The following is a 12854-nucleotide window of genomic DNA, read 5'->3' as shown; positions in this document are numbered from 1 at the left end:
GGCGGCCCGTTCGCCCGCGTCGCCTCGTGGCGGCAGCTCATCTCGCGCCTCGGGGGCGCCAGTTCGCCCGCGTCTTGTGGCCCCGCGTCAGCGCGTACGCTCCGTGCCTCGCGGCCAGCCACCGTGCTCAGCACCTCGCCGTAGCCCATACGCTCCCGCGCTACGCGTCTCCCGCGCTACGCGTCTCCCGCGCCTCGCGGCTCCCGCGCCTCGCGTCTCCCGCGCCTCGCGTCTCCCGTACCTCCGGACCCCCGCCCGGGGCTCCCCCACGCCCTGGCCATCCCCACCGATGCCCGGCCACCCCACCGATCCCGGCGCCTGCCCACGCCCACGCGTACGCCCGCCCCGCGCGCACCCCCGCCCCGCACCTACGCCCAAGCCCGCACCTGGATCGAGGACTCCCGCCTGCTCCCGTAGGTCCCCGCCCCTGCCTACTCCCGCAGGAGTAGCCCCGATGTCCGCCGCAGGCTGACTACGCGGCCCCCCGCTCGCGGCTAGCGTTGCCGACATGAACCCCCGCCCGCACCGGCCAGGCGGCCCGGGTCTTCGCGCCCTGGTCCAGCCTCCCTCCGGTCCGCCTCCCTGGGGCCCGCCCAGGTGGCGTGGCTCGCCCATGCGGCGCGGCCCGCGCGCCGCGGGGCAGGAGTCCGCCGGCCGCCATGTGCCCTGGCTGACGTCTCTGGCCGTGCTCGTGATCCAGCAGGCGGGCTCCCAGGGCGCGGCTGCCAACCAGGAGGGCCTGCGGACCTCGCTCGACGTCTACGCGCGGCTGCTGCTGGCGGTGGGTCCGCTGCTGCTGCTGGTGCGCTACCGCCTTCCCCGCACCGCCGTCTTCGGCTGCGCGGCGGCCACCGTGGTGTATCTCGCCGCCGGATATCCGTACGGGCCGGTCTTCGTCAGCGTCGCCGTGGCCGCCTTCGCCGCCGTCGTCGGCGGCCGACGCTATGCGGCATGGGGTGCGCTGGCGCTGGTGTGGGCGGGCCATCTGCTCATCGGCTATGTGCTGCGGGACTGGCTGCCGCCCGAGGGCGACCAGCCGCCGGGCTGGCAGTCCGAACTCCTCGTGGCCGCCTGGATCGCGGCCGTCCTCGCGGCCGCCGAACTCGCCCGTACCCGCCGCGAGGAGTGGGCCCGCCGCCGAGCCGAGGAGGAGGCGGCCGAGCGCCGCCGCGTGGACGAGGAGCGGCTGCGCATCGCGCGTGAGCTGCACGATGTGCTGGCGCACAGCATCTCCGTCATCAACGTCCAGGCAGGCATGGGTCTGGCGCTGCTGGACTCCGATCCCGAACAGGCCCGCAGCGCTCTGACGACCATCAAGAGCGCCAGCAAGGAGGCCCTGGGGGAGGTCCGGCAGGTGCTGGACACGCTGCGCTCCTCCGGCGACGCCCCGCGCGCACCCGCTCCCGGCCTGGCCCGGCTGCCGGAGCTGACCGCGCAGGCCGCGGACGCGGGACTGCGGGTCACCACCGAGACCGAGGGCGAGGAGAGGGCGCTGCCGCCGGGCGCCGACCTGGCCGCGTTCCGTATCGTCCAGGAGGCCCTGACCAACGTCGTACGGCACTCCGAATCCCGTACGGCCCGTGTACGGATGAGCTACGGGCCCCGCGAACTGCGGCTCGACATCGACGACGAGGGCCCCGCGTCCGGCGGCGGCAGCGCTCCCGGCCGTACCGGCGGCGGCAACGGCATCCTCGGGATGCGCGAACGGGCCGCGGCGCTCGGCGGCAGCGCCGAGGCGGGCCCGCGACCCGACGGCGGATTCCGTGTCACCGCACGTCTGCCCGTCGGCCCGGGCGGTAGCGTGTCGGCGCCCCCGGCCGAGGAGTCAACGTGATCCGAGTCCTGCTCGCCGACGACCAGTCGCTGGTACGTGCGGGATTCCGCGCGCTGCTCGACGCCCAGCCCGGGATCGAGGTGGCGGGGGAGGCCGCCGACGGGGAGGAAGCCCTGCGGCTGGTGCGCGAACTGCGTCCGGATCTGGTGCTGATGGACATCAGGATGCCCGTGCTCGACGGGCTGGCGGCCACGCGCCGTATCACCGAGGACCCTGAACTGGCGGACGTGAAGGTGGTCATGCTGACGACCTTCGAGCTGGACGAGTACGTCTTCGAGGCGATCCGCTCCGGGGCCTCCGGTTTCCTCGTCAAGGACACCGAACCGGAGGAGCTGGTACGGGCCGCACGTGCCGTCGTCGACGGGGACGCGCTGCTGTCGCCCAGCGTCACCCGGCGGCTGATCGAGGAGTTCGCGGCGAGGTCCAAGGAGCCCGCGGAGGCCGAGTCGCTGTCCCAACTCACCGAGCGCGAACGGGAAGTGATGGCGCTCGTGGGCATCGGCCTGTCCAACGAGGAGATCGCAGGGCGTCTCGTGGTCTCGCCGCTCACCGCCAAGACACATGTGAGCCGTGCGATGGTCAAGCTCGGCGTGCGCGACCGGGCCCAACTCGTCGTCCTCGCCTACGAGTCGGGGCTCGTACGGCCCGGCTGGCTCGGCTGACGGCCCGACCCGGCCCGCGCGGAGCGCCGCCACCGGCCGCCCTGCCCGGCCGCCGAAACCTGCCGCCGCGGCGAGCCTCCGCACACCGCCGCTGTACGTATCGACGAGCGCGGAACGCGAAAACCGGGCGGCTACATGTATGCGCTTCCAATAATTCCGGCCGCTTTCCCTTTCGTCCCTTGACCGGCCCTGCCCAGGCGGATTGACTTCCCTCCGGCAAGATCCGTACGACACTGGCCGGGACGCCGCCGAAGGAGATCCGAGTGACCGGAGAACCCAGCCGCCGCAGTGTGTTCAGGGCATCCGCGGGGGCGGCGGTGCTCGCCTCCTCGGCGTCGATCGCGGGGCTCACGGCCGATCCGGCCGCCGCGGCCACGCCCGCCGGCACTGCGTCCGGTACCGCCTCCGTACGGGCCGCGCGCCGCGCGACCTCCGCCGCACGCAGCCGAGTTGACGCGAGGACGGAGCGACGGGTGCGGAAGCTGCTGGCAGGTATGACCGTGGAGGAGAAGCTCGGACAGCTACAGCAGCTCACCTGGAACCCCGACACCGGGCCGGGCGAGGGCCAGAACGAGAAGGCACGGGAGGCCGCGGCCAAGGGGCGGCTGGGCTCCGTCCTGAACATCACCGGCGCCAAGGAGTGCAACGACCTCCAGCGCTTCGCCGTCGAGGAGTCACGTCTCGGCATCCCGCTGGTCTTCGGACTCGACGTCATCCACGGCTTTCTGACGACCTTTCCGGTGCCGCTCGCCCAGGGCGCCTCCTTCGACCCCGCGGTGGTCGCCGCCGACGCCGAGGTCAGCGCACGTGAGGCCGCGTCGTGGGGCGTGCACTGGACGTTCGCGCCGATGGCCGACGTAAGCCGCGAGCCCCGCTGGGGGCGCATCGCCGAAGGCAGCGGCGAAGACCCGTATCTCACGGCGGAGTTGACGGCCGCGAAGGTACGCGGATACCAGGGCGACGACTACTCGGAAGAGGGCAGGATCGCCGCCTGCGCCAAGCACTTCGTCGGCTACGGCTTTCCCGAGGGCGGCCGTGACTACAACACCGTGGACATCTCCGAGAGACGGCTGAGGGACGTCGCGCTGCCGCCGTTCAAGGCGGCCGTGGACGCGGGCGTGGCCACCGTCATGGCGTCCTTCAACACCGTCAACGGCGTCCCCGCGCACGCCAATCCGCACACTCTCACCGGCATCCTGCACGAGGAGTTCGGCTTCGACGGCTTCGTCGTCGGCGACTACAACGGCGTCCAGGAACTGATCCCGCACGGCGTCGCCGCCGACGGCTCGGACGCCGCGGCCCTGGCGCTCGGCGCCGGAGTCGACATGGAGATGGTCAGCACCACCTACGCCGACCACGGCAAGGAGCTGCTGGAGTCCGGCCGTCTCGACATGGAGCGCCTCGACGACGCCGTCACCCGCGTGCTGCGCGTCAAGGCACGCCTCGGGCTCTTCGAGAACCCGTACACCGACGAGGACGGCGAGATCGCCAAGCCCACGCGGACCGCGCGCAGGCGCGCCCGTGAGGCCGCCGCCCGCTGCGCCGTGCTGCTGAAGAACGACGAGCGCACGCTCCCCTTCGGCAAGGACACCGCCTCGCTCGCCGTCGTCGGCCCGCTCGGTGACGACACCCAGGAGCTGCACGGCACTTGGGCGGGTCCCGGATCGCGCATGTTCCCCGCCGTGTCCGTACTGGAAGGCGTGAAGAAGGCCGTACCGGACGCGAAGGTGACGTTCGCCCGGGGCTGCGCGGTCACGGGCGACGACACCGGCGGCTTCGAGAAGGCAGAGGCCGTGGTACGGGCCGCCGACGCGGCGGTCGTCGTCGTCGGCGAGAAGGCGAGCCACAGCGGGGAGGCCGCGTCGCGCAGCGACATCCGGCTCCCGGGCGTGCAGGAGGAGTTGATCCGCCGGATCGCGAGGACCGGCAAGCCGTTCGCGGTCGTGGTCCTCGCGGGCCGCCCGCTGGTGCTCTCCGGGATCGTGGAGCAGGCTCCGGCCGTACTCGCGGGCTGGCACCCCGGGCTGGAGGGCGGCAACGCCGTCGCGGACGTCCTCTTCGGCGAGGTGAACCCGGGCGGCAAGCTGCCCGTGACCCTCCCGCGTGCGGTCGGGCAGCTCGCCGAGTACTACGCGCACGAGAACACCGGCCGCCCGTACGACCCGGACAACAAGTACACCTCCAAATACCTCGATCTGGCGCACGGTCCGCTCTTCCCCTTCGGGCACGGCCTGAGTTACACCACCTTCGGGTACTCGCGGCTCGAACTGAGCGACGAGAGCGTGAGCGCGAAGGCCGTACGCGACGGACACGCGAAGGTCGGGGTGACCGTGCGGGTGGAGAACACCGGCCGCCGCAAGGGTGACGAGGTGGTGCAGCTCTACATCCGCGACAAGGTCGCCAGCATCGCCCAGCCGGTACGCAGGCTTCGCGGCTTCGAGCGGGTCGCACTCGAACCGGGCGAGAGCCGCACGGTCTCCTTCGAACTCGGCGCCGACGACCTCGGCTTCCACACCAACGACCCGTCAGGCGAACTCCTCGTGGAGGCAGGGGAGTTCACGGTCTACGCGGGCGGCAGCTCGGAGGCGGAGCTGCACACGAAGCTCACTCTCACCTGACGGCGGGGCGCACCGGGGGAGCGGGGCGCCGCCCCGTCCCGGCCCTGTCCTCCGCAGGCGATCAACCGACGATCGGCAGGCGAACCGCCGTTCCCCGTGCGGCTGTTCGGCTGTTCAGCCGCCGTCGGCGAGCGCGCCGCGCACCAGACGGCCCACTGCCGCGGCGACGAAGGCGAGCAACGCCACGGTGGTCAGCGCCGCCGTCAGCGAGAACCACTCGGCGAGGAAGCCGATGGCGACGGGCCCGACGAGCATTCCGCCATAGCCGAGGGTGGAGGCCGCGGCCACGCCGCCGGGGCCGGTGAGCGCACCGGCACGTGCGACGGCGACGGGGAAGAGGTTGGCCAGTCCGAGCCCGGTGATCACGAATCCGACGAGGACCAGCCAGATCTCGGGCGCCACCGACGCCAGCAGCATGCCCGCCCCCGCGGTGAGGCCGCCGGTGGTCAACAGGCGGCTCTGCCCTAGGCGTTCGAGCAGTGCCGTGCCGCACAGGCGCCCGGCGGTCATGGCGAGTGCGAAGAGCGAGTAGCCCGCGGCGGCGGTCCCCGGGCCCGCGTGCAGATCCTCGGTGAGATGCAGGGCGCTCCAGTCGGCGAGTGCGCCCTCGCCGTATGCGGTGCACAGCGCGACCAGGCCCAGCACGAGGACGAGGCGACGGGCGCGGCGCGCGGACTTCGGAGCCTGCGGGGCCTGCTCGGCGGCCGGTGAGTCTCCCGAAGGCGCGGACGGGGATACGGGCCGCGCCCCTTCTGCGAACCGTGCGGGAGCCGGGACAGGGTGCGAGAGCAGGACGCGCCCGGCGAGCGCCGTGAGGATCAGCCCGGCCGCGGTCAGCAGCAGCAGATGCCGCGTCGCGCTCAACTGCCCCGCGACCAGACCGCCCAGGCCCGCCCCCGCCATGCCGCCCAGGCTGAACGCGGCGTGGAATCCCGGCATCACGGGCCGCCCCAGGGCGGCGATCAGATCGACGGCCGCGGCGTTCATCGCCACGTTCAGACCGCCGTAGGCTGCTCCGAACACCAGCAGTACGAGACCGAGGGACACGGCGGAGTGCGTCAGCGGCGGCAGCGCGACACCGAGCGAGAGCAGCGCTGCCGCGACGACGGTCACGGAGTGGTTGCCGTACCGGCGGCAGAGCCGCCCGGTGAGCATCATCGTGACGACGCCGCCCGCGGACACCCCGAGCAGCGCCAGCCCGAGTGCGCTGGGGGAGGCCCCCGTCTGCTCCTTGACCGCCGGGATGCGTACCACCCAGCCGGCGAAGAGGAAGCCGTCGAGCGCGAAGAAGACCGTCGTCGCGATACGGAGACGGCGCAGGCCGGGCGGCGGGGAGGCGTCGTCTCCGCGACTGCGGAGCCCCTTTGCCCCGGCGAGCGCCGACCGTATTTTGTTCAGTGTCGACACAAAGCGAGAATAGAGGGGTGACCCCGACGCGTACAAGCAAATTGGAGCGAGGCCGCGGCGCTCTCGGCCCGGCGCTGGAACTCGTACACACCGGCAGGGCGCCCACCCGGGCCGCGCTCACCGCCGAACTCGGCGTGACGAGGGCGACCGCGGGCGCCGTCGCCGCCGAGCTGGAGTCGCTCGGCCTGATCACGGTCGACTCCCGGCCCGGCGCCGCCTCCGGAACCCAGGGCCGGCCCTCGCACCGGCTCTCCGTGAAAGCCGAAGGCCCCGTCGTGCTCGCCGCACAGGTCCACGCCGACGGCTACCGCGCCGCACTGGTCGGTCTCGGCGGTCACATCGTCGCCACCGCACCGGGCTCCGGCACGGCCGCGGCCGATCCGGCGGAGATCCTCCGCGAGGTCGTCGCCTCCGGCGCGGAGCTGCTGAAGACCACCGGACGCCGCTGTGTGGGCGCGGGTCTCGCCGTGCCCTCGGCCGTCGCCGAACCCGAGGGCACCGCGATCAACCCCCTGCATCTGGCGTGGGAAGTGGGCGCCCCCGTACGGGAGATCTTCACCCGCGCGCTGGCCGAGGCCCGCGTCAGCGGACCCTCCGGGGAGGCGACGGCGACCGGCTACGCCGCCAACGACATCAACCTCGCCGCCCTCGCCGAGCACCGCCACGGCGCGGGCCGCGGCGCCCGCCATCTGCTCGTCGTGGGGACCGGGCACCGCGGCGTCGGCGGCGCGCTCGTACTCGACGGGCGCCTGCACACCGGGAGTTCCGGCCTCGCGCTGGAGGTGGGACACCTCACCGTCGATCCCGGCGGGCGGCCCTGCCACTGCGGCAGCCGGGGCTGCCTGGACGTGGAGACCGACCCGCTCGCCTTCCTGGAGGCCGCCGGTCGCGAACCCGGGCCGGAGATCTCGCTCCTCAAGCGCGCCCAGGAGCTGATCCGCGAGGAGTACGACACCGATCCGGCCGTGCGCACGGCGGTGGAGACCCTGATCGACCGGCTCGGACTGGGCATCGCCGGGCTCGTCAACATCCTCAACCCCGACCGGGTCATCCTCGGCGGTCTGCACCGCGCGCTGCTGGAGACCGACGGCGAACGGCTGCGCGCGGTGATCGCCGACCGCAGCCTGTGGGGGAGGAGCGGCAGCGTGCCGGTCCTGCCCAGTTCGCTCGCGCACAACAGTCTCGTCGGCGCCGCCGAACTCGCCTGGCAGCCCGTACTGGACGACCCGCTCGGGACGCTGACGGGACGCTGACGGGATGAACGACGAGATGACGACGGTGCACATCAGGGCAGGGGCCGAGAGGGATCTGCGGCGGGTCCAGGAGATCGAGCGAGCGGCGGGCGGCCTCTTCCGCGAACTCGGCATGGACCGGGTCGCGGACGACTCGCCGCCGCCGATTCCCGTGCTGCGGCGCTACGTTCACAACGGCGGGCTGTGGGTCGCCGAGGAGCACGGCCCGTACGAGACGGCCGCCGAGCGCCCGGTGGCGTACGTACTGGCCGAACCCCTCGACGGCAACGTCCACATCGAGCAGGTGTCCGTCGATCCCGGCAGCTCCCGCAAGGGCATCGGCCGCGCCCTGATCGACCACGTCGCCGCGCGGGCGGCGGCCGCCGGCGTCCCCGCCCTGACGCTGTGCACCTTCGAGCGGGTGCCGTGGAACGCGCCCTACTACAAGCGCTGCGGCTTCCGCGTGCTCGCCGGGGACGAGCTGACGCCGGGGCTGCGCCGCATCCGCGCCGAGGAGGCCCATGTGGGCCTGGACCGCTGGCCCAGGGTCTGCATGCGGCGCGAACTCGCCGCTTAGGACCGGGAGTTGACGCGGCGCCTGGGCGACCCGCGATCGCCTTCCCCGTCCGCCGCACTGGCGGCCGGGCCCCGGGCGTAGCCTCGTGGCGTGACGCCACCGCAGATCGCCGCAAGCCGCTACGTCAGCCTCACGACGTTCAAGCGCGACGGGACCGCCGTCGCCACCCCCGTCTGGGCGGTCGAGGACGCCGGTGAACTCCTCGTATGGACCCGCGCCGACAGCGGCAAGGTCAAGCGGGTGCGCAACGGAGCCCGCGTCACGGTCACCCCGTGCGACGCCCGCGGCCGTACGGCACAGGACGCGGAGAGCGCCGAGGGCAGCGCACGGCTGATGACGGAGCCGGGCGGGCTGGACCGGTTACGCAAGGCGATGGGCCGCAAGTACGGCTGGCAGTTCCGCGTCACCGACACCGGCGGGGCCCTGCTGAGGCTCGGCCGGCGCCCCCACATCGGGATCGCCGTCACCTTCTGACACCGGCCGTCGGCGTTCCCGGCGCCGCCACCGGCTATCCGCACCAAGGGAGGCGGGCACGCCCGGCGGCGTCCCCTCCCGCAGCAGCGCTCGCGCCTCCCGGTACTCCACGGGGAGCAGGCGAGGAGCCGCTGGCCGTACGACGACGGCTGCCCCCTCACCGGGCGACTCTCGGTAGCGAAGGAAGAGGCAGAAGCCCTTCGCGACCGAGGAGTTGAGAGTGATGTTCGACCTCGCACAGTGGCACGGAGCGGGCCCCGGCCCGTGGATCCTGTTCTTCCCGCTGGTCTGGGCGGCGGTGATCGCCGGGGTGGTCGTCCTGCTGCGGCGCACCGTCTGGCGCGGACGCGGCCCATGGAGCGGCCCCTGGAGCGGACCTGGGTACGGTCCCGGTCGCGGACACGGCCCCGTACCGGCCGGAGGCCCCCGCGGCGAGGACTCACCCGTCGACCTGCTCGCACGGCGCTTCGCCAAGGGCGAGATCGACGAGGACGAGTACTGGCGGCGGCTGTCCGTACTGGAGGAGGGCGCCAGGCCGAAGGACGGCCCGGCATGAGCGATCTCGCCGCACACGTCACCGACGCGGTGAAGATCTACGGCAGCGGTGAGGCCGCGGTGCGGGCGCTGGACGGCGTCTCCCTCGGCTTCACCGCCGGCCGGTTCACCGCCATCATGGGGCCCTCAGGGTCCGGCAAGTCGACGCTGATGCACTGTGCCGCGGGGCTGGACACCCTCACCTCGGGGACCGCCCACATCGGCGGCACCGAACTCGGTGCCCTCAGCGACAGGCGGCTGACGCTGCTGCGCCGCGAACGCGTCGGCTTCGTCTTCCAGTCCTTCAACCTGGTGCCGACGCTTACCGTCGCGGAGAACATCAGCCTGCCCCGCGACCTCGCGGGACGCCGTACGGACACGGAGTGGACCGACGCGCTCATCGACGTCGTAGGGCTGCGCGACAGGCTGCACCACAGGCCGGGCGAACTCTCCGGAGGCCAGCAGCAACGAGTCGCCGTAGCAAGGGCGTTCGCGGGCAGGCCCGACGTGGTCTTCGCCGACGAGCCCACCGGCAATCTCGACTCCCGCTCCGGCGAGGAGGTGCTGCGGCTGCTCGGCGACGCGGTACGGCAGACCAGCCGCACGGTCGTCATGGTCACCCACGACCCCGTGGCCGCCGCACACGCCGACGAGGTGGTCTTCCTCGCCGACGGGCGGCTCGTGGACCGCATGGACGCGCCCACCGCGCAGCGGGTCCTCGACAGGCTCAAGGACTTCGACACGGCGGGGGTGACGGCATGACCACCGTCACCGACCACGGCCCGGGACAGGGCAGCCGTGCGCCCGGCGGCCCCGCCCCGGAAGGCCACGGGCACCCGGCGTCCCCGGGCCCGTACGGGCGTGCGCGCACCCGCCGCGCGGGAGCGCTCGCCGCGCTGCGCCTCAGCCTGGCCTCGCTGCGCACCCACAAGCGGCGCTTCACCGGCACCTTCGCCGCCGTGCTGCTAGGCGTCTCCTTCGTCGCAGGGACGCTCGTCATGGGCGACACCCTGCGCGCCAGCTTCGACACCATGTTCGGCAACGCGGCGGCAGGCACCGACGCCGTCGTACGCAGCGACAGCGTCATCACCACGGCGGGCAACGCCCAGGGCACCCGGCAGCCGATCGACACCGGCGTGCTGGGGCGCATCCGCGAGGTGCCGGGCGTCGCGGCCGCCGAGCCGTCGGTCGAGGGCATGGGCCAGATCATCGGCGCCGACGGCAAGCCCGTCGGCGGCCAGGGCCCGCCCACCCTCGCCGGGAACTGGATCGACGACCCCGAGCTGAATCCGTACACCCTGGCCCAGGGGCGGGCACCGGCCCGTTCCGGCGAGGCCGTACTGAACAAGGGCGCCGCCCGGCGAGGCGGACTGCACATCGGCGACACCACCACGCTGCGCACGCCCGACCCGGTACGGGTGAAGATCGTCGGACTGGCGTCCTTCGGAGGCCAGGACGGCATGGGCCAGGTCACCTTCGCGGGCCTGACCCTCGGCGACGCCGAGCGGTATCTGATGCCGGGGAAGGACCGCGCCGCGTCGATCCAGGTGCGGGCCTCGGAGGGAACCGGTCAGCAGGAGCTGGTCAACGCGCTGAAGCCCGTCCTGCCGAAGTCGGCAGAGGCCGTCACGGGGCAGCGGGTCGCCGAGGAGGACCAGGAGATGATCTCCGGTCAGTTCCTCACGCTCTTCACGTCGCTGCTGCTGGTCTTCTCCGGCATCGCACTGCTCGTCGCGGTCTTCTCGATCCACAACACCTTCGCCATCGTCATCGCCCAACGCACCCGGGAGAACGCCCTGTTGCGGGCACTCGGCGCCTCACGCCGCCAGGTGCTCGGCGCCACCCTCACCGAGGCCGTCGTCGTGGGGCTGGTCGCGTCGGCGGCCGGGCTCGCCGGGGGAATCGGCATCGCGGCCGGGTTGCAGGCGCTCTTCCCCGCTGTCGGCTTCCCGTTCCCCGAAGGCTCACTGGTCGTCAGCGCGCTCTCCATGGCGCTGCCTCCGGCCGTCGGCGTGCTGGTGTGCGTGAGCTCGGCGCTGCTGCCCGCCGTACGGGCGTCACGCACCGCACCACTGGCGGCGCTGCGTGAGACGTCCGCGGAGAGGACGCGTGTGCCCCGCGTCCGTACCCTCGCCGGTGCGCTGCTCGCGGCGGCGGGCGCTGGGACGACGGTGCTGGGCGCGGCGGGCGACCCGCGTTCGGTGTGGCTGGCGGGTGCGGGAGCGGTCGCGGTGTTCGCCGCGTTCCTGGTGCTGGGTCCGGCCGCGGCCTCGGCCGCCGTACGGGTGCTGGGAAGGCCCGTGGCCCGGCTGCGGGGCGTCACGGGGGCGCTCGCCCAGCGCAACGCGCTGCGCAGCCCGAAGCGCACCGCCGCCACGGCGACCGCGCTGATGACGGGGGTGGCGGTGGTGTCGCTGTTCACCGTCTTCGCCTCGTCCACGAAGGCGACGATGGACGCTGCCGTCTCCCGCTCCTTCGCGGGCGACGTCGCCGTCAGCGCACCCGCGTTCGGCGCCGGAGGCAGCGGGCTCAGCCCCAAGCTCGCCTCACGCGTCGAGGCACTGCCCGAGGTGTCCACCGCTCTGGGCCTCGGCAAGGGCGTCGCACGCGTCGAGGGCGGCGGCAAGGAGCTGACCGTCGCCGACCCGGCCCGTCTCCGCGACGTCCTCCAACTGACCGGCGTACACGGCTCGTTCGGCTCCCTCGGCACGGACGGCCTCGCCGTCTCCGCCGACGAGGCGGACAAGCACGGCTGGCACACCGGCTCGGCCGTGGAGCTGGCCTTCACCGACGGCGACCGCGAACGCTTCACCGTGAGAGCCGTCTTCGACCGCAACGAACTGGCGGGCGACTACGTCATCGGGCGCCACGCCTGGCAGCCGCACCGCACACAGGACTCCGACACGCTGCTGGCGGTCGTCTTCGCCGACGGGGTCGCTCCGGAGGACGGCAAGGCGGCGGTGAGCGAGGCGGTACGTCCCTACGGCGGGCCCTCGGTGCAGACACGCGAGGAGTACGCGGAGAGTTCGGCGGCCGGCATCGACATGATGCTCACGCTCGTCTACGCCCTTCTCGCCCTGGCGGTCCTCATCGCGCTGCTGGGCATCGCCAACACCCTCACCCTGGCGCTGCACGAACGCACCCGTGAACTGGGCCTGTTGCGTGCCGTCGGGCAGACACGGGCGCAACTGCGGGCCATGGTGCGCTGGGAGTCGCTGCTGACGGCGGCGTTCGGCACCCTCGGCGGACTGCTGCTGGGCGGCTTCCTCGGCTGGGCGCTGGTGCGTGCCGCCGACAGCGCCGGGACGGCCGCGTTCGAACTGCCGCCGGGGCGGCTGGCGTTGGTGGCCCTCGTGGGTGTCGCGGCCGGACTGGTCGCGGGGCTGCGGCCCGCGCGGCGGGCGGCACGGCTGAATGTGCTGCGTGCCGTGGCCTCCGAGTGAGCGCGGTCCGTGCGAGGCGGTGGGGACGGCGTGTGAGCGGGCTGCCGTGCGTGGGCGGGTACGGCAGCCGCCC

The 12854-nt window shown here is 73.4% G+C and carries 10 protein-coding genes; 9 read left to right on the top strand and 1 reads right to left on the bottom strand.

Features of this window, described 5'->3' with window-relative positions; all coding sequences use genetic code 11:
• Positions 1-613: 613 nt before the first annotated feature.
• The 3 genes from MMA15_RS01160 (at position 614) to MMA15_RS01150 (ending at position 5114) form a co-directional block, all read left to right on the top strand.
• Complete coding sequence (locus tag MMA15_RS01160) at positions 614-1834, top strand: sensor histidine kinase (protein WP_241057067.1); 1221 nt, start codon at positions 614-616, stop codon at positions 1832-1834.
• Entirely contained in the window at positions 1831-2496 is a 666-nt protein-coding gene (locus tag MMA15_RS01155; RefSeq protein WP_241057066.1) for a response regulator transcription factor, read from the top strand. The genes MMA15_RS01160 and MMA15_RS01155 overlap by 4 nt, the downstream gene beginning before the upstream one ends.
• A 494-nt stretch (positions 2497-2990) precedes the next feature.
• Entirely contained in the window at positions 2991-5114 is a 2124-nt protein-coding gene (locus MMA15_RS01150) for a glycoside hydrolase family 3 N-terminal domain-containing protein (protein WP_241062908.1), read from the top strand.
• 114 nt (positions 5115-5228) lie between these two features.
• Here MMA15_RS01150 and MMA15_RS01145 read toward each other — a convergent pair whose 3' ends face one another.
• Positions 5229-6521 carry an MFS transporter gene (locus tag MMA15_RS01145; RefSeq protein WP_241057065.1) on the bottom strand — a complete coding sequence of 431 codons (1293 nt, stop codon included), beginning with the start codon at positions 6519-6521 and terminating at the stop codon, positions 5229-5231.
• A gap of 17 nt (positions 6522-6538) precedes the next feature.
• Between MMA15_RS01145 and MMA15_RS01140 the strand changes: the two genes are divergently transcribed.
• The 6 genes from MMA15_RS01140 to MMA15_RS01115 all read left to right on the top strand — a co-directional run bounded on the left by MMA15_RS01140 (position 6539) and on the right by MMA15_RS01115 (position 12781).
• Positions 6539-7774, top strand: coding sequence for an ROK family protein (locus MMA15_RS01140; RefSeq protein ID WP_241057064.1), 1236 nt, complete (start codon positions 6539-6541; stop codon positions 7772-7774).
• Between the two features lie 4 nt (positions 7775-7778).
• Positions 7779-8330 (top strand): GNAT family N-acetyltransferase, encoded by a 552-nt coding sequence (locus MMA15_RS01135; protein ID WP_308290486.1) that lies wholly within the window; start codon positions 7779-7781, stop codon positions 8328-8330.
• A gap of 90 nt (positions 8331-8420) precedes the next feature.
• Positions 8421-8804, top strand: coding sequence for a PPOX class F420-dependent oxidoreductase (locus tag MMA15_RS01130; protein WP_241057063.1), 384 nt, complete (start codon positions 8421-8423; stop codon positions 8802-8804).
• A gap of 223 nt (positions 8805-9027) precedes the next feature.
• On the top strand, positions 9028-9360 hold the full coding sequence (locus tag MMA15_RS01125) for an SHOCT domain-containing protein (RefSeq protein ID WP_241057062.1): 333 nt from the start codon (positions 9028-9030) through the stop codon (positions 9358-9360).
• The gene (locus tag MMA15_RS01120) at positions 9357-10100 is read left to right on the top strand and encodes an ABC transporter ATP-binding protein (protein WP_241057061.1); all 744 of its coding nucleotides are present in this window, start codon (positions 9357-9359) and stop codon (positions 10098-10100) included. The genes MMA15_RS01125 and MMA15_RS01120 overlap by 4 nt, the downstream gene beginning before the upstream one ends.
• The gene (locus MMA15_RS01115) at positions 10097-12781 is read left to right on the top strand and encodes an ABC transporter permease (RefSeq protein ID WP_241057060.1); all 2685 of its coding nucleotides are present in this window, start codon (positions 10097-10099) and stop codon (positions 12779-12781) included. Before MMA15_RS01120 ends, MMA15_RS01115 begins: the two co-directional genes overlap by 4 nt.
• Positions 12782-12854 lie beyond the last annotated feature (73 nt).

Source organism: Streptomyces marispadix (genome assembly GCF_022524345.1).
Classification (GTDB): domain Bacteria; phylum Actinomycetota; class Actinomycetes; order Streptomycetales; family Streptomycetaceae; genus Streptomyces; species Streptomyces marispadix.
The sequence above is the reverse complement of the archived record's forward strand: the minus strand, read 5'-3'. Positions and strand labels throughout refer to the sequence as shown.

Excerpts from the sequence above, each read along its gene's own strand:
- MMA15_RS01115 (WP_241057060.1), top strand. The coding sequence starts at position 10,097 with ATGACCACCGTCACCGACCACGGCCCGGGACAGGGCAGCCGTGCGCCC.
- MMA15_RS01125 (WP_241057062.1), top strand. The coding sequence starts at position 9,028 with ATGTTCGACCTCGCACAGTGGCACGGAGCGGGCCCCGGCCCGTGGATC.
- MMA15_RS01150 (WP_241062908.1), top strand. The coding sequence starts at position 2,991 with ATGACCGTGGAGGAGAAGCTCGGACAGCTACAGCAGCTCACCTGGAAC.
- MMA15_RS01160 (WP_241057067.1), top strand. The coding sequence starts at position 614 with ATGCGGCGCGGCCCGCGCGCCGCGGGGCAGGAGTCCGCCGGCCGCCAT.
- MMA15_RS01135 (WP_308290486.1), top strand. The coding sequence starts at position 7,779 with ATGAACGACGAGATGACGACGGTGCACATCAGGGCAGGGGCCGAGAGG.
- MMA15_RS01120 (WP_241057061.1), top strand. The coding sequence starts at position 9,357 with ATGAGCGATCTCGCCGCACACGTCACCGACGCGGTGAAGATCTACGGC.